This is a genomic window from Maribacter sp. R86514, from assembly GCF_044597005.1.
Classification (GTDB): domain Bacteria; phylum Bacteroidota; class Bacteroidia; order Flavobacteriales; family Flavobacteriaceae; genus Maribacter.
In genome coordinates this window covers 1,057,419-1,079,451 of sequence record NZ_CP138999.1, presented here as the reverse complement: position 1 = coordinate 1,079,451, position 22,033 = coordinate 1,057,419, and the positions used below count along the sequence as shown (strand labels likewise).

21 protein-coding genes are annotated in these 22,033 nt (G+C 34.3%); 16 read left to right on the top strand and 5 right to left on the bottom strand.

All coding sequences use genetic code 11. The features are described 5' to 3' along the window. The first annotated feature begins 37 nt into the window (after positions 1 to 37). The gene (locus SJY30_RS04840; protein ID WP_396634470.1) at positions 38 to 1,138 is read left to right on the top strand and encodes an alkene reductase; all 1,101 of its coding nucleotides are present in this window, start codon (positions 38 to 40) and stop codon (positions 1,136 to 1,138) included. A 65-nt stretch (positions 1,139 to 1,203) separates the two neighbouring features. Here the strand turns inward: SJY30_RS04840 and SJY30_RS04835 are convergent, their stop codons facing one another. After that, entirely contained in the window at positions 1,204 to 1,488 is a 285-nt protein-coding gene (locus SJY30_RS04835) for a hypothetical protein (protein ID WP_396634469.1), read from the bottom strand. Positions 1,489 to 1,671: 183 nt separating this feature from the next. On the opposite strand from SJY30_RS04835, the gene SJY30_RS04830 reads away from it, so the two are divergent. The 3 genes from SJY30_RS04830 (at position 1,672) to SJY30_RS04820 (ending at position 4,630) form a co-directional block, all read left to right on the top strand. Continuing rightward, positions 1,672 to 2,301: an SDR family oxidoreductase gene (locus SJY30_RS04830; RefSeq protein ID WP_396634468.1), complete on the top strand. Its 630-nt coding sequence runs from the start codon at positions 1,672 to 1,674 to the stop codon at positions 2,299 to 2,301. A 146-nt stretch (positions 2,302 to 2,447) separates the two neighbouring features. After that, positions 2,448 to 3,638 carry a PQQ-dependent sugar dehydrogenase gene (locus SJY30_RS04825; RefSeq protein ID WP_396634467.1) on the top strand — a complete coding sequence of 397 codons (1,191 nt, stop codon included), beginning with the start codon at positions 2,448 to 2,450 and terminating at the stop codon, positions 3,636 to 3,638. A gap of 152 nt (positions 3,639 to 3,790) precedes the next feature. Continuing rightward, positions 3,791 to 4,630 (top strand): aminotransferase class IV, encoded by an 840-nt coding sequence (locus SJY30_RS04820; protein WP_396634466.1) that lies wholly within the window; start codon positions 3,791 to 3,793, stop codon positions 4,628 to 4,630. A 3-nt stretch (positions 4,631 to 4,633) separates the two neighbouring features. Here the strand turns inward: SJY30_RS04820 and SJY30_RS04815 are convergent, their stop codons facing one another. Further along, on the bottom strand, positions 4,634 to 5,476 hold the full coding sequence (locus SJY30_RS04815; RefSeq protein WP_396634465.1) for a hypothetical protein: 843 nt from the start codon (positions 5,474 to 5,476) through the stop codon (positions 4,634 to 4,636). 282 nt (positions 5,477 to 5,758) lie between these two features. On the opposite strand from SJY30_RS04815, the gene SJY30_RS04810 reads away from it, so the two are divergent. From SJY30_RS04810 to SJY30_RS04770, 9 genes are all read left to right on the top strand, one after another. After that, positions 5,759 to 5,950, top strand: coding sequence for a cold-shock protein (locus SJY30_RS04810; protein WP_027067037.1), 192 nt, complete (start codon positions 5,759 to 5,761; stop codon positions 5,948 to 5,950). Between the two features lie 122 nt (positions 5,951 to 6,072). Beyond that, positions 6,073 to 6,519 carry a KTSC domain-containing protein gene (locus SJY30_RS04805; protein WP_396634464.1) on the top strand — a complete coding sequence of 149 codons (447 nt, stop codon included), beginning with the start codon at positions 6,073 to 6,075 and terminating at the stop codon, positions 6,517 to 6,519. 31 nt (positions 6,520 to 6,550) lie between these two features. After that, a complete protein-coding gene (locus tag SJY30_RS04800) occupies positions 6,551 to 7,852 on the top strand; it encodes a DEAD/DEAH box helicase (protein WP_396634463.1) in 1,302 nt (433 codons plus the stop codon). Positions 7,853 to 7,889: 37 nt separating this feature from the next. After that, positions 7,890 to 9,440: an SDR family NAD(P)-dependent oxidoreductase gene (locus tag SJY30_RS04795; RefSeq protein WP_396634462.1), complete on the top strand. Its 1,551-nt coding sequence runs from the start codon at positions 7,890 to 7,892 to the stop codon at positions 9,438 to 9,440. 190 nt (positions 9,441 to 9,630) lie between these two features. Next, entirely contained in the window at positions 9,631 to 11,520 is a 1,890-nt protein-coding gene (locus SJY30_RS04790; protein WP_396634461.1) for a hypothetical protein, read from the top strand. A 3-nt stretch (positions 11,521 to 11,523) separates the two neighbouring features. After that, positions 11,524 to 12,357 (top strand): DUF2490 domain-containing protein, encoded by an 834-nt coding sequence (locus SJY30_RS04785; protein ID WP_396634460.1) that lies wholly within the window; start codon positions 11,524 to 11,526, stop codon positions 12,355 to 12,357. Positions 12,358 to 12,378: 21 nt separating this feature from the next. Further along, a complete protein-coding gene (locus SJY30_RS04780) occupies positions 12,379 to 13,227 on the top strand; it encodes an MORN repeat-containing protein (RefSeq protein ID WP_396634459.1) in 849 nt (282 codons plus the stop codon). A gap of 158 nt (positions 13,228 to 13,385) precedes the next feature. Continuing rightward, on the top strand, positions 13,386 to 16,385 hold the full coding sequence (locus SJY30_RS04775) for a WD40/YVTN/BNR-like repeat-containing protein (protein WP_396634458.1): 3,000 nt from the start codon (positions 13,386 to 13,388) through the stop codon (positions 16,383 to 16,385). Between the two features lie 120 nt (positions 16,386 to 16,505). Further along, a complete protein-coding gene (locus SJY30_RS04770) occupies positions 16,506 to 17,009 on the top strand; it encodes a GreA/GreB family elongation factor (protein ID WP_396634457.1) in 504 nt (167 codons plus the stop codon). 95 nt (positions 17,010 to 17,104) lie between these two features. Here the strand turns inward: SJY30_RS04770 and SJY30_RS04765 are convergent, their stop codons facing one another. The 3 genes from SJY30_RS04765 to SJY30_RS04755 form a co-directional block, all read right to left on the bottom strand. Beyond that, positions 17,105 to 17,662 carry a DUF4494 domain-containing protein gene (locus SJY30_RS04765; RefSeq protein WP_396634456.1) on the bottom strand — a complete coding sequence of 186 codons (558 nt, stop codon included), beginning with the start codon at positions 17,660 to 17,662 and terminating at the stop codon, positions 17,105 to 17,107. 187 nt (positions 17,663 to 17,849) lie between these two features. Continuing rightward, positions 17,850 to 18,524 carry a LytR/AlgR family response regulator transcription factor gene (locus SJY30_RS04760; RefSeq protein WP_396634455.1) on the bottom strand — a complete coding sequence of 225 codons (675 nt, stop codon included), beginning with the start codon at positions 18,522 to 18,524 and terminating at the stop codon, positions 17,850 to 17,852. Then, positions 18,517 to 19,614, bottom strand: a complete 1,098-nt coding sequence (locus SJY30_RS04755) for a sensor histidine kinase (RefSeq protein WP_396634454.1) — start codon at positions 19,612 to 19,614, stop codon at positions 18,517 to 18,519. The genes SJY30_RS04760 and SJY30_RS04755 overlap by 8 nt, the downstream gene beginning before the upstream one ends. 189 nt (positions 19,615 to 19,803) lie before the next feature. Here SJY30_RS04755 and SJY30_RS04750 point away from each other — a divergent pair, with 189 nt between their 5' ends. The 3 genes from SJY30_RS04750 (at position 19,804) to SJY30_RS04740 (ending at position 22,032) form a co-directional block, all read left to right on the top strand. After that, positions 19,804 to 20,085, top strand: coding sequence for an EF-hand domain-containing protein (locus tag SJY30_RS04750; RefSeq protein ID WP_396634453.1), 282 nt, complete (start codon positions 19,804 to 19,806; stop codon positions 20,083 to 20,085). 147 nt (positions 20,086 to 20,232) lie between these two features. Further along, on the top strand, positions 20,233 to 20,952 hold the full coding sequence (locus SJY30_RS04745; protein ID WP_396634452.1) for a DUF6090 family protein: 720 nt from the start codon (positions 20,233 to 20,235) through the stop codon (positions 20,950 to 20,952). Positions 20,953 to 20,988: 36 nt separating this feature from the next. After that, a complete protein-coding gene (locus SJY30_RS04740; RefSeq protein ID WP_396634451.1) occupies positions 20,989 to 22,032 on the top strand; it encodes a YHYH protein in 1,044 nt (347 codons plus the stop codon). Position 22,033: the final 1 nt, after the last annotated feature.

Genomic DNA, 22,033 nt, shown 5'->3' with positions numbered 1-22,033 from the left:
TGTAAGACAAAAAATATACATTACAAAAAATACATATATGAGCGATCAAGCATTATTATCCCCTTTTCATAAAACTTTAAACTTAAGTAACAGGGTGGTTATGGCACCTATGACGAGAAGCAGAGCTGCTAATGAAGGCAATATCCCTACTGAAGATTTATATGTTTCCTATTATACGCAACGAGCTTCCGCAGGATTAATTATTACAGAAGGATCGCAGGTTTCTAAAGATGCCGTTGGTTATGTAAATACAGCCGGTATTCATTCAAAAGAACAAGTAGAAGGATGGAAAAAAGTAACGAAATCAGTACATGATAAGGGGGGTAAGATTTTCATACAACTTTGGCATGTTGGTAGAATGTCTCACCCAGATTTTCATAATGGTGAATTGCCTTTAGCGCCATCTGCCATAAACCCGAATGCACAGTCTTATACTCCAGAAGGATTTAAAGATACGGTTACACCAAAAGCCATGAGTATTGAAGACATTAAGCAAACGGTAGCAGATTTTAAGAACGCAGCTATAAATGCTATGGAAGCAGGCTTTGACGGTGTTGAGATTCACTCTTCCAATGGATACTTATTTCATCAATTTTTTAATGGAACGTCTAATCACAGAACAGATGAGTATGGAGGAAGCATAGAAAATAGAACTCGTTTCTTTTTTGAAGTGTTAGATGCTATTAAAGAGGCTATCGCACAAGAAAAAATCGGGGTTAGATTTAATCCATCTTTAAACGGAATGTTCGGTATTACTATGGACGAGGAAACGATTCCTACTTTTGAGCATATCATTAAAAAGTTGAATGACTATGATTTAGCTTATGTGCATTTATCTGAACCTTTTAACGATGTTTCTAATATACCGTTTGCAGTAAAACACATTGCTAAACATTTTAGACCTCTTTATAATGGTACTCTAATGATCAATGCAGGTTTTGACCAAGAATCTGGCAACAAGGTAATCGAAGAGGGTAATGCAGATTTGGTAGCATTCGGTAAACCGTTTATTTCCAATCCTGATTTGGTAGAACGGTTTAAACACAACTACCCATTAGCAGATTGGGATACCGATACCTTTTACACACCAGGAAAAGAAGGATATATAGACTACCCAACTTATGAAGAAAATAATTAAAATTCAAGACATAAAAAAAAGGGCAGCAAATGGCTGCCCTTTTTAATTTTACTCAGTAACACCTATTAAATATCATCATTATTATGTTCTAAATTTTCATTTTCAGCACCACCTAAACTATATAACTGGTTCTCTTCATCTTTTAAAGATTTTGAAACCTTATTTTGAGGAAGACTTCTACCAGGTATATCTAAATCTTTTCCAGCAAAATCAACTTTTCTATTTCTGTCGTATAATTGGCTATCATCACCATCATCCGTACGGGTGTTTTTCACCTTTTCTCCTAAAGCTTGTAAATCTTCTTGGGTAATATCAGAATTATAAGTCTCTGTTTTATTTTCAGTTTTCATATGTATATTTTTTTGAAAATTACCTTTTCTTATTTGTTCCTGTTAGCACAAAACAAATGGTTATGAGCTCAATTAAATAGGTTAGCTAAAAATGAGGAAACAAACGTTTAGCATTAAGATTTTCTTTTTACGAATTAATGATAGCTGTATATTTTAGTCATCTTGCAAATAAACAATTTGAAGATGGAAAATGTATTAGTTGCTGGTGCTAACGGTACCACAGGAAAAAAAATAGTTAACCTTTTAAAAAGTTCTCAATATTTTGAACCAGTAGCCATGGTGCGCAAAAAAGAGCAGCAAGAACAATTTGAAAAAGATAATATAAAAACGGTTTTAGGTGATTTAGAAAAAGACTTATCACATACTGTAGAAAATATTGACAAAGTAATTTTTGCTGCTGGTTCTGGTGGTAAAAAAGTGGTAGAAGTTGATCAAGAAGGCGCCAAAAGTTTAATTGATGTTTCTAAAAAAGCAAACATTAAAAAGTTTGTCATGTTAAGTTCTATGGGTGCAGATAATCCTGAAGAGGCTAGTGATTTAAAAGAGTACTTAAAAGCAAAACACAATGCCGATGAATACCTTAAATCTAAAAATTTAATGCACGCTATAGTTAGACCGGGATCTTTGACCAATGATGCTGGTACAGGTAAAATCGAGCTTAAATCTAAATTGAACAAGCAAGGCTCTATTACTAGAGATGATGTTGCACAAACACTGGTAAGGTCTTTACATGACGATGCTGCCATAAATAGTACTTTTGAAATTATACAGGGTGATACCCTTATAGGTAAAGCTATGGACGGCAACTCTTAAATATTAAAATATTGTTTGGTTGGTTAAAGTCTATCATAACTTGGTTATGATAGACTTTTTTTATTTATAATAACCTGCAACTACCTTTAAAAATCTAGATAATAAATCTTGTTGTGTATATTCGTATTAAATTAAACGACCTGAATATGAGAATTTCATTTTTAAGATTAGCTATGTTTTTATCCGTAGTTATAGCATTACACTCTTGTAAAGAAAACAAGAAAGGAGATAATAATAGTACGGAAAAAGAAGTTGAGCTTGATAGTACAGATTTAGCTTTACTAGAGCTGAATCTTCCAAAAGGTTTTCAAATTGAAGTATATGCTAGGGGAGTAGACGGCGCCCGTTCTATGGCAATGGGTGAGAACGGCACTTTGTTCGTAGGCACTAGAACAGAAAATAATGTATATGCTATACAAGACACCGATGGCGATTTTAAAGCTGACAATATTATAGTACTTGATACTATGGAAGTGCCTAACGGAATTGCCATGAGAAATGGTGATTTATATGTTGCACAACCAGGTAGCCTTTGGAAATATCCAAATATTGAAGACCAAATAGATGGTGAGTTAGAAAAGGAATTGATTTATGATGATTTTCCGACGGAATTTCACCACGGTTGGAAATACATAGCCTTTGGACCTGACGATAAATTATATGTACCGGTAGGTGCACCATGTAATATTTGTAACCGTACCGATGAAGATGAACGTTTTGCGACGATTTCAAGAATGGACCCTGATGGAAGTAATAGAGAGATTTATGCCAAGGGAATTAGAAATTCTGTCGGCTTTACGTGGCATCCAGATACAAATCAAATGTGGTTTACAGATAATGGTCGCGATATGTTAGGTGATGACATTCCACCTTGCGAACTTAATAAAGTTACCGAAGCTGGTCAGCATTTTGGGTATCCATTTTGCCATGGTGGCATTGTAAAGGATCCAGAATTCGGAGATCAAAGACCTTGCTCAGATTTTGTTGAACCTGCTCTGCAGTTAGGTGCTCATGTTGCGCCTTTGGCTATAAAATTTTATACAGGTACCATGTTCCCAGAAGAATATAAGGGCAAAGCTTTCATTGCAGAACACGGTTCTTGGAACAGAAGCAAGAAAGTAGGTTATAGAATTATGATGGTTGATATTGAAGATGGCGAAGTTATAAATAACGAGATTTTTATTGATGGCTGGTTAAACGAATCTGAACAAAAAGCTTCAGGTAGACCTGTAGATCTGTTAGTTTTAAAAGATGGCTCTATGCTTATATCAGATGATTATGGTGATGCTATTTATAGGTTATCCTATAGTAATACAGCTTTAGCCAGCAACAATTAATAAATAGATAAGATGTATAAAGAAGCAGCCGATAAGGCTGCTTTTTTTATGCAACTACATTAGAGTTAATTATTCTGTAACTATATTTATGTTAATTTATACATAGTTGTAACCTTATACTCCTTTAATACATAATAGGTTTTTAAAACAAAATGAGTTATCCAGATAAAGTTTATTTAAACGGACAGATTGTAGATTCTGCTGAAGCTAAAATTTCTGTCTTTGACCGCGGATTTATTTTTGGTGACGGTCTCTATGAGGTTATGGTTCAAATAAATGGAAATTTCTTTTATGAAAAAGAGCACCTTGCAAGACTGCAATCCGGTTTACATAAAGTTAATATTGATTTTGATGTAGCTATTCTTAAAAACGAAATACCCAAATTATTACACGCTGCTCAATTGACAAATTTGGACTGTATGCTATACATACAGATCACTAGGGGAGTGGCACCGCGACAACATTCTTTTCCGTCAAACATAAAACCAACAGTAATGATGTATGCTGTACCAAAAGTTTTACCTGAAATAAATTTGGTGAATGCACATGTAATTACAAGAAAAGATTTTAGGTGGTCTAGATGCGATATTAAAATGACCTCTCTTTTAGGAAATGTAATGCTGAACGAAGAAGCTATGCAGCATGAATGTTATGAAACCATTTTACATAGAAATGGCGTTTTTACAGAAGCATCTCACAGTAATTTATTTTTTCTAAAAGATGGAGCAGTATATACTCACCCAGCAGATGAGCATATTCTTAATGGTATTACCAGAATTGTAGTCATTGAACTATGCCACTTACTTGGTATTAAAATTATAGAAGAAGCCATTAAGGTAGCTGAAATTGATAGTATTGATGAAGCCTTCTTAACAGGTACCAGTACTCAAATTGCAGCTATTCAAAATATTGATGACCACCAGCTATATTCAGGAAATAAAAAAGGCCCTATTACAAAAAGATTGCAAGAGGCCTTTTTAAAACTAAAATAGGTTTTACTCTACCATAAAATAGGTAAAGAACTCATCTGTATTTTTAATGTTCATAAGGTTTAAAATATAGCACACTTCACTTAAATCAGAAAAATCCAATCCGCCTTCAGCAACACTTTTATTTAAATATCTGCCGTCCTTACCATTATATTCATTTCCTAAACGAATAGCAGTATTCCAAACTTTGGTCAAGTGTTCATCGTTTAATTTAGATTCCCAATCAACCTTGCCATCAGACTTTAAACCCGGTGTACCATTGCCCACTTCATTACCATCTGCTATTTTATGGTAGTCCGTTACAGTTTGAACATACTTTAATTTAATTGGTTCAGTAACAGATTCGTTCCAATCACTATGTTGAACTACATGAATACTTTCTCTTATATTTATTGCAAGGTTCTTTTCTGAAAACTTCTTAACCCAGTCTGCAGTAAAATCTGATTGCCCAGCTTCAGCTATCCAAATTGAACCGCCATTTTCAATAATATTTAATGCTTTAGTCACTACTTTGTCGATAGATGCTTCCCATTTCTTGTCCGCATCTGCCCAATTACTTTGAAACGCCATTTTCATTAATTCATTTGGCGGTACATATAATCCTTTTTGAATGCCATAAGTACCAGCAACAGCGAAGTAATTTAAATCTTTGTAATCTGGGTGTTTTAAAAGTGTTGCCAAACCGGCTGCAGTGTGTAAATCGTCTATATCTGTTTTACAATCTAATTGAACTAGCAGCAAATCTTTAGAAATATTGAATTTAGGTTCTTGGGCTATAACACTGTAAGAAATAAATAATGTATATAGTAGCCCAAACAGGACATTTTTGAACAAGAATAAGTTTTTCATTGAAATGAGTATTGTATGTTGTTATGAAGTTGTTTCTACTAAAGTATTATAAATTATGATTATACAATTGAACATAAATTCAATAAACCAGTTATTTTTTTAGATTTGGGATAGCTTATTTCAGAAATAATATGACCGCAAAACTTCTATTAACTCAATTTAAGTACGAAAACTCTTAAAGTCTTCACAAAAAACAGATATAAAAGAACTTTAAACGCTGTTTCTCAACTATTGGGGTCATCTTTGACCCTTAATAAGTATTATAAATTAAATTACATTACAATGAGTAAAGGAACAGTAAAATTTTTCAATGACACAAAAGGTTTCGGTTTTATCACTGAAGAAGGAGTTGAAAAAGACCACTTTGTACACATTTCTGGTTTAATCGATGAGATTCGTGAAGGCGATGAAGTTGAATTTGAACTTAAAGAAGGTAACAAAGGTTTAAACGCAGTGAACGTTAAAGTTATCTAAGACATATATACTTTCAAGTTTAAGAAAAAGCCCTTCAGAAATGAAGGGCTTTTTTATTACTCATTTTCAATGCTCTACGTCAAAATAAAGATGTAGTTTCGCACCCGCAAAAAAGCTGCATTATGAAGCGTATTAATGAATATAAGAAACTCTTCGGGGTTGAAAAAGAAATTGAACTTAAAGCTCTTAAGTCTACCTATAGAAAATTGGTAAAAGAATGGCATCCAGACAAATTTCAAGAGGGTGACGACAAAAGAGAAGAAGCAGAGGTTCAAAGCCGTCGTATTATTGACGGATACCACTTTTTAGTAAGTATCGCTCCTGAAACCAAAGAAGCTAATAAAGAAGTATACAACGAGTCTATAAACTCTGGCGTTGCCGATTTTCAGCATAATGGTTTGGTATTAGAAGTTACTTTCGTTGATGGTGCTACGTATGAGTATTTTGGCGTAACTAAACCTATTTTTCAGAAAATGATCAATGCTAACAAATTGAACAGATTCGCGAAAAGAACAATTTTCCCAAATTATTTGTACAGAAAATCGAAACGTGACCTTCAAGAGGCATAATCGTATATAAATTAATGGTTATCAAAGACGCATGAAAAATCAAAAAGAGATTTTATCAAAATTGAATATTGATGCGTTAAATCCGATGCAAGAGAGTGCGTTAGATGCTATCTCATCATCGAATAATACCATTTTAATTTCTCCGACCGGTACAGGAAAAACATTGGCTTTTCTTTTACCGGTTTTAGATATTTTAGACCATGACGACCCTGAAGTTCAGGCATTGATTTTGGTTCCTTCTAGAGAATTGGCCATTCAAATAGAACAGGTCATTCGTAATATGGGTACTGGTTTTAAAGTGAATGCAATTTATGGTGGCAGACCCATGTCAAAGGATAAAATTGAACTAAAACATACTCCTGCAATATTAATAGGTACTCCTGGTAGAATTCTTGACCATTTCTTTGCAGACCGTTTTACTAAAGATCATATTAAAACTTTGGTTCTTGACGAATTCGATAAATCTTTAGAAGTCGGCTTTGAAGAGGAGATGAGTGAGATTCTTGCAGAGCTTCCAAACCTTAAAAAACGTATTCTTACTTCCGCAACTGAAGGTGTTAAGATACCGAAATTTGTAGGTATGGAAAATCCGAAGCGTGTCAATTTTCTTAAAAATGATAGACCACCACAACTTACGATTAGCACTGTTATTTCAGAAGATAAAGACAAATTAAAAACGCTTGTTCAACTCCTAAAATACATAGGTGAAGAACCAGGCATTATTTTTTGTAATTACAAGGATAGTATTGAAAGTGTTAGTGATTATTTAAGCCAACAACGCATTCAGCATGAGTGCTTTTCTGGTGGTATGGAACAGAAAGACCGTGAGCGTGCTTTAATCAAATTCAGAAACGGCAGTAGTCGTATTTTGATTGCGACAGATTTAGCCGCAAGGGGAATTGACATACCTGAATTAAAATTCATTATTCATTACGAATTACCACATAGAATAGAAGAGTTTACCCACCGTAACGGTAGAACCGCGCGTGTAAATGAAAAGGGAACTGCATATGTTTCGCAATGGAACAAAGAATCGTTACCCGAATTCATTAAGAAATCCAAAGGAATAAACATAAGTAAAACCAATAGGATAGGAGACCCTATTTGGGAGACCTTATTTATTTCTGGCGGAAGAAAAGATAAAATATCAAAAGGTGATATAGCAGGACTTTTCTTTAAACAAGGAGGATTGAACAGAGAAGAATTAGGCGATATTGAATTAAAGCAAGATTGTGCTTTTGTGGCAGTGCCAAAGAACAAATCTGACCAACTTGTAAATCAATTGAACAATTCCCGTTTAAAAAAGAAAAAAGTGCGCATTACCGTACTTTAATAATTGTTAGTATTTTTGCCCTTTTTAAGGTAGTATGATGAAGGATAAACAACACGAAAACGAAACTGAAATCGATTTAACAGAGATTGAAAGTTGTATTAAAATTTTAAATAGATTGGTAAACGATACCAATCAGATATTTGAAATTCCAGAAGAGAGACGCATTGCCTTAATTAAAGTAGCTGGCCAATTGTCTCGCCCTAGTAAACAAGAGTTTGCGAAAAGGGTAAAAGATGCCAAAAGAAACGCTAAAAGAAAGCAAGCCGTTCGTGACAAGCATGCACGTAAAGAAACTGGTATTCGTAGTGCCCGTGAAGCTCATGTATTTGTTGCTCCTAAATTATTACCCGCTGCTGAATTGGCAAGCAAAGATTTACCAGAATTGACCACTCCCCGTAATTGTTACGTTTGTAAAACAGAGTTCACTAAACTTCATCACTTTTATGATACCATGTGTAGCGATTGTGGCGATTTCAATTATGCGAAAAGATTCCAAAATGCCAATGTAAAAGGTCAAGTTGCGGTTATTACGGGATCTCGTTTAAAAATTGGTTATCATATTACATTAATGTTACTGCGTGGTGGCGCAACTGTTGTTGCAACCACACGTTTTCCTATAGATTCGGCGCTTCGCTTTTCTAAGGAAGAAGATTTTATGGAATGGGGGCATAGACTGAAAATTCATGGTTTGGATTTACGTCATATACCTAGTGTTGAAATATTCTGCAATTTTATAGAGCAGCAATATGATAAGCTAGATATTTTAATAAATAATGCGGCACAGACTGTACGTAGACCGGCTGGTTTTTACCACCATCTTATGGCAAATGAAGAGAAAGAAATCTCTTCACTACCTAAGTTTGCACAAATGGTATTAAGTGATCATGAAAGTTGCTTACAAGAATTAAAAGGATTTAGTAAACAAGCATCACCAAATCAAAACATGCCGGTTACTTGGCACGGACCTGAACCTGGTATTGGTATACGAGCTTCTGCAAAGCTGTCTCAGATTCCGTATAGTTTTGATAATGCATTAGTAGCCCAAGAAGTTTTCCCAACGGGTGAATTAGATGCCGATTTACAACAAGTAGATTTGCGTAAAACAAATAGCTGGCGCTTAAAGTTAGGCGAAATAGAAACCACTGAAATGATTGAGGTTCAATTGGTTAATTCCGTAGCGCCTTTCGTTTTATGTAATCGCTTGGCAGAGTTGATGAAGAAAGAGAATACGGGACAGAAACATATTATTAACGTAACTGCGATGGAAGGTAAATTCCACCGTTTCTTTAAAGAATCTCGTCACCCACATACCAATATGGCGAAGGCTGCCTTGAACATGTTAACACATACTGCTGCTGGGGAATTAGCAAAAGACGGAATCTTCATGAATGCAGTCGATACGGGTTGGGTAACTGACGAAGACCCTGCAGAATTAGCTAAGAAGAAACAAGAAGTACACGATTTTCAACCACCCTTAGATATTGTTGACGGTGCTGCTAGAGTAATGGATCCACTTTTTGACGGTATCAATACGGGTAAACATTGGTGTGGTAAATTTTTAAAGGATTACTTCCCAATTGATTGGTAATAATATAATGATTTACAGTTTTTATTACTTCATTCTCAATTGTTTAAAAACATTTAATAAAAAGTTAATATTCTTACTGTTCTAATTTACTAGTCTGAATCTATTTTCGTTTTTTTGCGACATGATTAGGCTAACTATCAAAGTATTACTACAATTTCTTGTGTTCATTATCATCGGAATATCAATTCCCATGAATGCACAAGAAATACAAACCTATAACGGACCTTTACAAATAGGGAAGTATAACGGTAAAGCAACGTATTCTTATAAAATTGTTGAGAACGACACCGTTCTTGATGGCGATTTTACAGTACTACGTTCCAATCTTCAAGAACTCTTAGAGAAACAAGATTACTCCTTTCAATTTAAGGGTGCTTTCGTAGACGGTACGGCAAATGGTCCTTGGAAATTTCAATTCGGAGAATTCAATTCTAAAAGTCAGTCTGAGGTTATTGATTATCAATACCGTGTCTTAGTAAGTGGAATTCAGAAATCTGCTATCGGTAAAATTAAAATGGGTAAGCCCAATGGTAAATGGACTATTGTAGAAGAAGAAATTGAAAATTCCGAAATATCCAAGACCTTATTTAAAAGTGTTATTTCTTTTGATAATGGTGTACCACAGCAAAACTTTAGTATTAATAACGAAAACTATACATTGGTAGGTAGATTTCTACGAGATGGTTTGGCGCATGACGAGTGGTCCTTGTTTCCTTCTAATGGTATGGACCAATCTGAAAGCTGGTTTTTTAAAGATGGTCTATTACAATCTATTAGAGTAGATGATGAAAACGACCATAAAACTATAAAGGCTTACCAAGGGTATAACGGTAAAACTAAAATCATCAATCTAAACGCGGGTTATATTAATGCTTTAGAAATTCAACTTTCGCAAGTAGATGTTGATATTCTTCATCATAATAGTCTACCTGAACTTTTAAAGCAAAATGCAGCACGTTATCAAGAAGTAGATGAGATATTATCTCAATTGGGTAAATCAAAATTTCTACCAGAGTTAAAAGTAAAGGTTCCTTATTACCCGCTTGATTCCTTAGAAATCACTAAAGTTGATAGCATTGTATCTTATTATAAAAAAGCACATGAGTTAGGTGAGTCTATCTTGCATAATTCACAATTGAACATCTTAAGATTATCCGATAACAATACTGCTTATCAATATAATACGGTAGTTCAATTGAAGGAGAATTTCTTAAATCCTATTCAAGAAATTGTAAGTTATGATTCATTGGGCATATTGGAATACACTTCTCAAGAGCAATTAATCAATCATGTGTTTGCTAACGGACTTCCAAAACCTCAAATGGATATTGAGATACAAATAGATAGTGTTATATCTTCTAAATCTTATACAATTCCTTCAAGCGTTTCAATATCTGCTGACACTCCCAACATAGAAAAAATTGAAGCTGTTGCTAAAATGGGCTATGATGGTATATTATCTATTGCAAATGAAGTAAAAGAAACACTTGCTCAAGAAAAACGACAAAACGAATTGGCTAGCTTGGAAGAAGAAATCATTATTAGAAATGATTCAATGATGATTTTTATTGATTCTACCAGTTCAAATATTCCTTTAAAATACGCGACAGCCTTAAAGCAACTGAAGTCTTTTACCAGTAAAACCATAAACGACTATTCTAAAGTGAAATCTGCAGAAAACAGATTAGCTTCTGCTAGAACAACTGTTGAATGTCTAAATAATTTAAACGAGTTATCTAAGACGGTTTCACAAATGCCAGTATATCAAACTACAATTAAAGAAAGCTATACTGATAGAATTTGGAATCCGTTTATGGCAACTTTGATGGATGAGGATATTAAAAAACGAATAACATCAGCTTATTCAAAATCGCTAGAACCTTATTTCTTAAATGAGATAGACCAACACTTGTCTTGCGATAGCACTAAAGAATTAAACAGCACTATCAATGCTACATATACCAAGATTTTAGAATTAAAAGACCAGGACACCAAAAAACTTGAACGCAAGTTAAAGAGGCAAAAAGACCCTATTACTATATTAGAAATGTTGAATGTACAAAACACTGCAAAGCAATAGCCTATGAAAACGTTTCGTACATATAGTTTAAAGCTTAAATTCTTATTTTTGTTTTTTCTAGTATTTCAAGGATTTTCACAAGAGAAAGAGGCTGTAGAATTGCCTGAGTATTCAAAATATAAAGATTTAGGTACAAAGACCTGGATCAATACTTATGGTAATATTAGAATTGGTAAACGCTTATTTTGGGATGCGCAAACTCACCTTAGATTAGAGGAAACAGAAGCTACACCATTTTTTGGTCAGGTAGCCCAGGTATATAATAGACATGCCATTGGGTATATTCACTCTAAATATTTTAATGTTCGATTAGGTGGAGTTTTACGTTTAAATTTCAATACTGATGAAGCTTCTACAGATCGTAACTTAGTACCAGAATGGCGTATTTGGCATCAATATCAGTTTGCACAATCACTTGCAAGTATGATGATTTATCATCGTATTCGTATAGAACATAGATGGACGCAAGGTTTTGCCGAAAATAGTGAATACATCTTTAGAAATCGTTGGAGGTATATGTTTAGAATGAAAATTCCTCTGAACAATCACAAGTTAAAACCAAAAACTTTTTACGTTGCACCAGAGGCAGAATTGATCATGCAAAGTGGAAAAGCGGTTGTTGCAAGCCCTATGGAAGATTTACGATTAACCACTACACTAGGTTATATTCTAACGCCAAGATTAACAGTTGCGGCAGGAGCAATGTATTCCCAAGGGCAAGATTTAGCTAACGGAGGATATTATAAGCAAAGCTGGGCAATGAGATTTCATGTTTACTATTCTCCTGATTTTAGAAAGGTAAAGAACAAACTTCCTGAAATTCACTTAACGGACTAGAGGGTCAGTAATAAGAAAAGTATGAAAAAAAAGGATATTACATTATACAGTTTGCTTGCTATCATTTCTGCACTAGCTCTTTATTTCGGAGTTAAATCCAGTACTCTAGAAAATGAGATAGGGGAGAGTAGCAAGGCAAAAGAGGAATTGGATGTACTTGTAACCGGTAATAAAGAATTAGTGGCAATTGATTCTGTATTAATGGAAGGTGATTATAATAAAGCAATTGAATCTTATAATACCACACTTCAAAATCATGAAGAGCTGAACAGCGTTATTCCTTTACGGATTGCCCTGGCTCAAAAATTAATGCAAAATAATACGGTAAATACTTCTGAAAAGGGAACTGAAAAAATCTCTGTAGATTCAATTGCTATAGCTCCGGTTTCGCAAAGTGAAATAAGAAGTATTGATTCTCTTAATTTTGCCCTAGAAAAAGCACGAGTTCAGTTAAATAACATGCGTAAGCAACTGAACAATAAATCTTTTGGTGAATATCTGAGTTTTACTAGTAAAAAAGGAACTGGTCTACATTATGTAGGGCAAGTGAAAAACAATAAGGCCAATGGTGTAGGTATTGCTGTTCTTGAAACCGGTAGCAGGTATGAAGGTGAATGGAAAGATAATTTACGTGAAGGCAACGGTACTTTTTATTGGCCTGATGGTGAATATTATATTGGCAGCTATAAAGATGACATGCGAAATGGTGAGGGAACATATTTTTGGCCTAACGGTGAAAAATATAAAGGACAGTGGAAAAACGACAAGCGAAATGGCAAAGGTATTTTTCACAAGAAAGAAGGCTCTGTTATTAGTGGCATTTGGGAGAATGATAAGCTTAAGGAAGCGGACAAATTGAACAAAAAATAGTACCGGAATTTATTTTGCTTAAATTTTATCAAATAATTAGTTCTAATCTCAATAAAGAATTGTCAAAATAAGAAAATCGCAAAAATCATCTTGAACGTATGTTTTGCGTAATGGTTTAAGTAACTTTAGGTCTTAACCAAACTATTATTCAAACCTAAATGAAATCGTTCTTCCGTTACCTAGCCGTTGCATCATTTGTATGCATTTCTTCATCCCTTTTTTCTCAAGATTTTTCAGCATTGCAGTATCGTACTATTGGTCCGTCAAGAGGTGGTCGTGTTACCACGGTTACTGGTACACCTGTTTTACCTGGTACTTTTTATTTAGGAGCTTCAGGTGCTGGAGTATGGAAAACCGATGATTACGGTACATCTTGGAACAATGTTTCTGATGGTTTTTTTGATACGCCCTCTATTGGAGCTATTGAAGTTGCCGTCAATGACCCTAATATAGTTTATGTTGGTACTGGTTCTGATGGACTTCGTAGTAACATCATTAGTGGTAAAGGAGTTTATAAATCTATAGACGCGGGAAAAACCTGGGATCACATAGGGTTAGCAAAAGCAGGACAAATAGGAGCGGTTGAAATTGACCCTACCAATAGCAATATCGTTTGGGTTGCAGCAATTGGCGATGCATTTAAAGCGAATGAAGAACGTGGTATTTATAAAACTATAGATGGTGGTGTTACTTGGGAAAAGATGCTACACATATCTAACACAACCGGATTTGCAGATATAGAGCTATTACCCGGAAACCCTAATATTGTTTATGCTGCTGCTTGGAAAGCACAACGTACACCTTGGACTATCATATCTGGAGGAGAAAACAAAGAAGGAGGAATCTATAAATCTGTAAATGGCGGTAAAGATTGGATTAAACTAGAAACAGGATTACCACAAGGACTAATCGGTAAAATAGATTTAGCAGTTTCAGCAGTAGACTCAAGTATTCTTTATGCGGTAATTGAAGCTCCTGGTGATGAAGGCGGAGTATACAAATCTGTAGATCAAGGTAAAACCTTTGTACAGACATCTAGCAATAAAGGTTTGGTGAATAGACCTTTTTACTATACTAACATAGAATTAGATCCTACCAATCCTAATATAGTGTATTCAAATGCCAATCCATTATTAAAGTCTACCGATGGCGGAAAAAATTGGACGATGATGTCGGTTCCACACGGCGATAATCATGATATTTGGTTAAACCCTAATAATCCAGATTTACTAATACAATGTAATGATGGTGGTGCCAATGTTTCTCATAATGGTGGTAAAACATGGTCATCACAATTCAATCAGCCAACGGCAGAGATATATCAAGTTGCTGTGGATGACCAATATCCTTATTGGATCTATGGTGCACAACAAGATAATACCACCATTGCCATACCAAGTTCAGCACCTAGTGGAACTTCCGCTCAGGGTACGCAGGTTATGATTGAGGTAGGTGGTTGTGAAACTGGTCCGTCAATCCCAAAACCAGGAAATCATAATATCGTTTATAACAATTGCAAAGGTCGTTTTAGTGTCTATAACAAAATTACTGGAGTAGGTAGGGAATATTCTATTGGTGCTTCTAATATTTATGGTCATAATCCTAAAGATTTAAAATATCGTTTTCAACGTGTTGCTCCTGTTCATGTTTCGCCACATGATCCAGATGTTGTGTATATGGGTTCGCAGTTTGTGCATAAAACAAGGAACGACGGTGTTATTTGGGAAACCATTTCTCCAGATTTAACCGCATTTGAAGCTGATAAGCAAGTGATTTCCGGCAGTCCGATTACCAGAGACATTACCGGTGAGGAATACTACAGTACTATATATTCCATAAGAGAATCAAAAATTAAAAAAGATTTAATCTGGACAGGATCTAATGATGGTGTGGTTTCTTTGACTCAAGATGGCGGACAAACTTGGACGACCGTAACGCCTAAGAAAATGCCTAAAGGTGGTAGAGTGGAGTCTATTGAACCTTCTCAATTTAATCCTGCGATAGCATATATATCTGTAGATAGACATTTATTAGGTGATACTAGTCCGTATTTCTATAAAACGGTAGATTATGGTAAAACTTGGGAATTATTGAGTACTGCTACAAACGGAATTCCGTCTGACTATACAGCTAAAGTATTACGTGAAGACCCAGAAACCGAAGGTCTCTTATATGCAGGTACTGAATATGGCATGTTCGTTTCTTTAAACGATGGAAAAGATTGGAAATCTTTTCAGCAAAATTTACCGGTAACACCAATTACCGATATCATTAAACAAAGAGGCGATTTAGTTTTAAGTACCATGGGACGTGGTTTTTGGGTATTAGATAACATTACCTCTTTAAGAGATTCTGCTATTGCTAATTTAGACGATACTCCTGTATTGTTTCAACCAGATAATACCTTTAGATATCGTACGCCAAGAAGAGCAAAAGGATTTCCTGACTATCCTTCAACGGGAGTTCTAATTGATTACTACCTACCAAAAGAACTTAAAACCGAAGTACAATTAGAAATTTTAGATGCGAACAAAAAATCTATAGCAACTATTACTAGTGATTCAACAAAGGCAAAATCCACCAAAGAGGAAGTAGAAAATATGGGGCTCAGTATGTCTTTCACTTATTATGATACAAAACTTGAAACTAAAAAAGGCATCAATAGATTTCAGTGGGACATGAAACAAAAAGGAGCATGGAGCGACAAAGAATCTAGAAGCTACAAAAATGGACCATTGGTATTGCCAGGAACTTACACGGCAAGACTGACTGTAGGTAAAGAAACATTTGAGCAACCATTTGAAATTCTGGTTGATCCAAGATTAGCAGAAGAAGGCATCGATGAAACAATTATAAAAGAACATTTAGTTTTTGAAAACAAAGTGTTAACACTATTGACCCAGGCAAGAAAATTTCAATCGCAATTAGAGAAAGAAATCAAGAAAAGCACAGGAGACAGAAAAATTTCTTTAGAGAAAACATTAAAAGAAATCAAGAATGATGAAGGGGCTTATCCGCAGCAAATGCTAGTGCCTCAAATTGCCTATTTATCTTACATCGTTGGCGGTGTCGATAAAATACCCGGCAATGAAGAAGTAGAGCGTTTAAAAGAGCTTGAAGACCAATTGGCATCATTAAAATCTAAAACTGCATTATAGCTTTTAATCGATTTCATTATTAAATCGATATTTTGATATAATTCTTTGAGATAATTAATTCATCAATGTCATTAATACTATCCTTGGATCTATTTTACTTTTACTTAAAATTCAAATGTAATGAGCAGAGGGTTTGTAAAAGAAGAAGATCAGGAAGAGATACCTATGGTGCCGCCTAGGGCAGATTTACCTGACGGAGCCGTTAATTACGTTACCAAAATCGGGCATACTAATCTGTTGGCAGAAAGGAATGGCTTATTGGTTGAAAAAGAATCTTTACAACATGACAATGAGAATGAAAGACGTATTGCAAGTAATTTAATCAATGCTAAATTACAATTACTGAATGAGCGAATTGCAAGTGCTAAAATTGTAGACCTAAAAGAGCAACCACAAAATGAAATTCGTTTCGGTGCCACGATAACAGTAGTAATTGATAATGCAGAAACACCACAACAATTTCAAATAGTTGGTGTAGATGAGGCAAACATAGCGAAAGGTAAAATTTCGTTTCTATCACCTATTGCACGACTATTAATTTCTAAACATGTTGGTGATACTGCAACATTGAAATTAGGTAAAGTAGAACGTGTTTTTAAAATTATAGAGATATCGTACACGTAATAAACACAGTCATAAAAGCAGTAAACTTCATATTGATATAATTGAAAAGAGGACCCGATGGGTCCTCTTTTTTTATGCTATATATTTAAAAGTGCTTATTCTTCGCTTGACATTACATCACTCAACTCCAACTCTTCATCCATTGAATTATTAACAGGAACCGAATCTTTCAACACATTGAATTTTTCTACGCGCTCCATATCGTCTTCTTCACCAGAGAAATAAGGAAAAACATCCATAATTGGAGATTCTGCTATCGACGGTATAGAGTATTCACCCATAGTATCTTTCATTACACTTATGGTATTGTCATAGGCCTCTTTTACATCATTTGCCTGTATTAATAAATACATGTTCGTTTTACGTTCTTTACCGCTTTCTTCGTCAAAAGCAATTAAAGAAACTTTAGATTTAAACCACCTATCTGAATTTTCGAAGGGATGAATCTCAGCAAAATTCGCCACCTTAATATTAGTGATTTTAATTTCTTCGGTATCGCTTAAGTAAACCGACATTTCTTCGGTAATTCTACTCTCTGCTTCGGTATAAGAAATGGCATCAACCAAAAATGGCTCTGTTTTCACCTTTAACATTCCTGAAGCTTCGTCTAGCTTTCTATATTTTATTTTACACTCGTACCACGTTGCGCTCATAATTTCCTTTTATTTTGGGGTGCTAAATATACTTCTTAGTCATAGTTTGAAACGGCAAAAAAAGCAATAGATATTCACAATTTAAAAGAGATGAGTGTAGTCTACTTAAAATTAGACACTTAGAAATTTTAAATAAATTCTGAAATATTGAGTAATGGAATAGTATAAAACTGGAAAGAATTACGAATTAAAACAATTCATCTTTTACCCGGTCATAGTAAGAATCACTAACGGGTATCATAACATCTGACAGTAGTAAATCTCTACCTTTTAAGCCGGTTACACTGTTTTTATTAATGATATATGATCTATGCACCCTCATAAACATAGTACTGGGCAACTCTTGTCCTAAGGCTTTTAAACGTTGATTACTTATAATTTTCTTATCAGCCATATGGAAGGTAACATACTCGCTATCGCTAACTATATACTGAATATCTTCAAATTTCACCTTATGTAAATCATAGCCGGATTTAATAGTAAATGAATCGGACTTTTCTACTATTTTATTGCTTTTTACCTTATTTACAGCAGTAATAAAACGTTCAAACGTTATTGGTTTTAATAGATAATCTACTGCATTTAATTCATATCCTTCCAAAGCATATTGAGAGTATGCTGTGGTAAAAATTATCTTAGTATTAGCATCTACCATTTTAGCAAAATCAGTCCCCTTAATCTCGGGCATTTGAATGTCCAAAAACAATACATTTACATCATGTTCTTTCATTAATTGTAAAGCCTCTAACGGATTTTCAGCCTCACCTACCAAATTCAAAAAATCTAATTTTTCGACATAACTTATCAGTAGGGCTCGTGCCAATTCTTCGTCATCTACGACTATACAATTTATACTATTCATTCAACTGCAGTTTTAAATTCACTTTAAAAGCCTCTGTGGTTTCATTAATTAGTAATTCATGACGGTTTGGGTATAGAATTGCCAAACGTTTCTTTACATTATCTATACCAATACCGCCAACATCATCTTTTACTACCTTAAATTCAGGTTTACTGTTCTCTAGCTCAAAATCAATACTACTTTCGGTAGCAGTAATTTTAAGATTAATAAAGGTTCCTGTTACTTTTTCAATATTACTATGCTTTAAGGCATTTTCCAAAAAGGGTATAAATAACATAGGTACTATTTCAACATTCTGATTTTTAATAGAAAATAATGTATTTATAGGATATGTTTTACTACTCTTAAGACAAAACAATTTTATATAATTTTCAATATAATCTATCTCCTTGTAGAGTGGCACAATTTCTTGCTCGCACTCGTATAAAACATACCTAAGCATATCTGACAAGTAGCTAATACTCTGTTGTGTTCTTCCAGAATCTATAGCAGACAATGCATATATATTGTTCAAAGCATTGAATAAAAAATGCGGATTAATCTGTGATTTCAATAGCTTCAACTCTGTCTGCAAAGCCTCATTTTTATTGATTACGATTTCCTCTTCTTTTCGCCGAGCAAATAAAAATAGTTCAACAAGGGTAGCAATCACATAAGCTAAGGCAATTAGTAACAAATTGATAAAATACCTTGAAGGTGGTCTACGATTAATATCTAATGGTGGTCCATCTTCAAATCTAGGTCCCGTTCCTGGTCCGCCAGCTCCGGGTCCTTGTCCAAATCCAGGACCAGGCATCTGTCTTATCGTATTTTCAGATCCTAGTATCTGATCAGGAACAATATTGGTTAAAATTAGCGTGACCACAAAAACCGTAATTATAGAGACTATAGTAAATGCTATATACTTTTTTTTAAGTAATAATTGTGGAACCGTATAGTAAATCAATATCGCAATTACTACAATCTGAAATAAGAGTGCCAATCCATTCTCAACTGCAAATTGAATATCACTGCCACTAAAAATCCAAGCAATTGACCAAATCAGTAACCATAGGGCTACATGAAATATAAAATTCTTATGTCTGTTCATGATGCAAATAAAAGGAATAAAAATTCAAACATACCCCGTAAATATGGCGATAAATAGGTTATAATAAAGCGTTCGCTGTTTATTATATGGCATTCACTTAAAAGTAAACAGCAAATACTTAATGCGCTCATATTACATTGAAGTTTCTCACATCTTTGTATTCGAATATTAACTATAAAATTAAAATATATGAAACGTATTACTTTAAAAACAGGATTACTATTTGCAATGTTAGTTGCATTTGGAACTGTAGCTGTTAACGCACAATCTAGAGGAGAAAGAAAAGAACCACCTACATATGCCAAACTTTTAGAAAAGATGGATGCAGATGAAGATGGTCAGCTTTCGGAAGATGAAGTAAAAGGTCCTTTAAAGGATAACTTTTCTGAAATAGATGCCAATGAAGATGGTTTTATTTCAGAAGAAGAATTTGACGAGGCTCCAAAACCAAAAGGAAGACCTAGAAATTAATTTTTCTCTCATTTTAAATAAATATTTGAATCAATAATTTTTGTTGAAGTTAGCCCAAAGCTTCATGAGAAATTATGAAGCTTTAATTTAAAATAAGAAGGTAAATACAAAAGTATGGTCTTATTCAGAAAGGTTAGAAGTAAGTTATTGAAACTAGAAAAATTTAAAACGTATTTCATTTATGCTCTAGGTGAAATTTTATTGATTGTGGTGGGTCTTTTAATTGCCTGGAAAATCAATAATATGAATGAGACTAGAAAAAATAGAGTTGTTGAGATTAAAATATATAAAAGTTTAAGCCAAGAATTAGATACGAATTTGGTTGTTTTAGATAGTGCTATTGTAGAATACACAAGAAGTATACAAATGCTTCAAAATACCATTAATTATCTAGGAACACAGCCCAATAAATTAACACAGGATGCAAAATCTCTGATAGTAAATTTAAATTACAACAAGACAATAGTAAGAGATGAAGCCATTAATTCTATCAATGCTACCAATAAATTTGAGTTTATTGAAAGTGATTCACTTAAACAATTAATTTCTGCTTACCCTAACGAATTAGATAGTTTTAATAATCAACAAAACAAGATTGAAAATATAATTACAGATCGTTTGAAACCCGTAATAGAAAAACACATTTCTCTTATGGAAATTTTGCCGCAGAACAGTTATAATTATCAACGTATTAAAAATTTTGGGAATCAGTCTAATTACCCAGAACTACTTGTTAGTCGTGAATATCAAAATAGTGTAATAGACAGATTACTACAGACCAAGGGTCAATTGACGATTGCTAAAAACTTAAAAGAGAAAACAAAAACAATTGCCACAAAGTTGAATCAAGAATTGAACAGACCTTAATTCCTTTAAAATAATATCAATTTAAACCATTAAACTATGATACAGATAAATAAATATCACGTTTTAGCTTTCTCTATTTTCACCTTTGCCATTATGAGTTTTGTTGGCTGTAGTAGCGATGATGCCTCTTCAGATGATTTGGTGACCGAAGGTGGTGAAGATACTACTAATAATAACTCTACAGATGAAGAAACAAAAGTGGTAAGCGTAGATGCTACATTTTTTTATACCGAAGATGGGTCGGTTACCATAACCACGGTACCATGCACATTATCAGATGGTACAGAAACTGATTGCTATCAAATAGTAACTACCAGTCTACCTGGAGATCATGAAATGGGACCTTGGTGCCCCGGTAATATTGAAGATGATGCTACAGCAGGTGGTATTTGGCTAGAAGGCGGAGAAGTATATGATGTAGATGGTGCTTTCGTTGAAAATATGGCAACATTCTATAATGATCCAAATTGGTTGATGTACGATGCCAACGGTGATATTTATATTACCAATACCCAAGAAGATTGTGAAAATGCAGCCAACCCTAATGTTGGTGACGAATATGAGAATTTTTGTGTAGAATGTCTTCCTTCTTATATAACCGATCTAAGTCAGACTTGGACAATACCTATTACCCCTGTAATACAAGAAACAGCTGTATTTTTTACTACTGGTGGTGGACCAGGTGGTCCGGGAACAACTTCAGCTCCTTCAACACGTGGTGTTGCCTTAAATGGGATTGAATTTTCTGCTCCGGCGCCTGTTGATAATATATTGGGTGCTTATACATTAGCTCCTTTTGATGATGCTGGAGGACATATCAATGTTAATCAAGGATACCATTATCATGCTGCTACAGGTTTTAGCACAAAAATTATTCAAGAGGATGGTCATGCCGCTTTAATAGGTTATGCTCTAGACGGTTTCGGTATTTACGAACTAGCGGACAGCAGTGGTGAAGAGGCTACTGGCTTAGATGAATTAAGAGGGCATACAGATGATACAAGAGGTTATCATTATCACGTAGATGCAGCAGGGAACAATAACTTTATTGATGGATTAAAGGGTGCGTACGTAAATTAAA

Bases quoted from the DNA above. Each gene is read 5' to 3' on its own strand.
- SJY30_RS04755 (WP_396634454.1), bottom strand. From the start codon at position 19,614: ATGAACAGACATAAGAATTTTATATTTCATGTAGCCCTATGGTTACTG.
- SJY30_RS04805 (WP_396634464.1), top strand. From the start codon at position 6,073: ATGAAGCGTATTAATGAATATAAGAAACTCTTCGGGGTTGAAAAAGAA.
- SJY30_RS04775 (WP_396634458.1), top strand. From the start codon at position 13,386: ATGAAATCGTTCTTCCGTTACCTAGCCGTTGCATCATTTGTATGCATT.
- SJY30_RS04780 (WP_396634459.1), top strand. From the start codon at position 12,379: ATGAAAAAAAAGGATATTACATTATACAGTTTGCTTGCTATCATTTCT.
- SJY30_RS04740 (WP_396634451.1), top strand. From the start codon at position 20,989: ATGATACAGATAAATAAATATCACGTTTTAGCTTTCTCTATTTTCACC.
- SJY30_RS04810 (WP_027067037.1), top strand. From the start codon at position 5,759: ATGAGTAAAGGAACAGTAAAATTTTTCAATGACACAAAAGGTTTCGGT.
- SJY30_RS04815 (WP_396634465.1), bottom strand. From the start codon at position 5,476: ATGAAAAACTTATTCTTGTTCAAAAATGTCCTGTTTGGGCTACTATAT.
- SJY30_RS04760 (WP_396634455.1), bottom strand. From the start codon at position 18,524: ATGAATAGTATAAATTGTATAGTCGTAGATGACGAAGAATTGGCACGA.
- SJY30_RS04785 (WP_396634460.1), top strand. From the start codon at position 11,524: ATGAAAACGTTTCGTACATATAGTTTAAAGCTTAAATTCTTATTTTTG.
- SJY30_RS04800 (WP_396634463.1), top strand. From the start codon at position 6,551: ATGAAAAATCAAAAAGAGATTTTATCAAAATTGAATATTGATGCGTTA.
- SJY30_RS04835 (WP_396634469.1), bottom strand. From the start codon at position 1,488: ATGAAAACTGAAAATAAAACAGAGACTTATAATTCTGATATTACCCAA.
- SJY30_RS04820 (WP_396634466.1), top strand. From the start codon at position 3,791: ATGAGTTATCCAGATAAAGTTTATTTAAACGGACAGATTGTAGATTCT.
- SJY30_RS04770 (WP_396634457.1), top strand. From the start codon at position 16,506: ATGAGCAGAGGGTTTGTAAAAGAAGAAGATCAGGAAGAGATACCTATG.
- SJY30_RS04840 (WP_396634470.1), top strand. From the start codon at position 38: ATGAGCGATCAAGCATTATTATCCCCTTTTCATAAAACTTTAAACTTA.
- SJY30_RS04765 (WP_396634456.1), bottom strand. From the start codon at position 17,662: ATGAGCGCAACGTGGTACGAGTGTAAAATAAAATATAGAAAGCTAGAC.
- SJY30_RS04825 (WP_396634467.1), top strand. From the start codon at position 2,448: ATGAGAATTTCATTTTTAAGATTAGCTATGTTTTTATCCGTAGTTATA.
- SJY30_RS04830 (WP_396634468.1), top strand. From the start codon at position 1,672: ATGGAAAATGTATTAGTTGCTGGTGCTAACGGTACCACAGGAAAAAAA.
- SJY30_RS04790 (WP_396634461.1), top strand. From the start codon at position 9,631: ATGAATGCACAAGAAATACAAACCTATAACGGACCTTTACAAATAGGG.
- SJY30_RS04750 (WP_396634453.1), top strand. From the start codon at position 19,804: ATGAAACGTATTACTTTAAAAACAGGATTACTATTTGCAATGTTAGTT.
- SJY30_RS04795 (WP_396634462.1), top strand. From the start codon at position 7,890: ATGAAGGATAAACAACACGAAAACGAAACTGAAATCGATTTAACAGAG.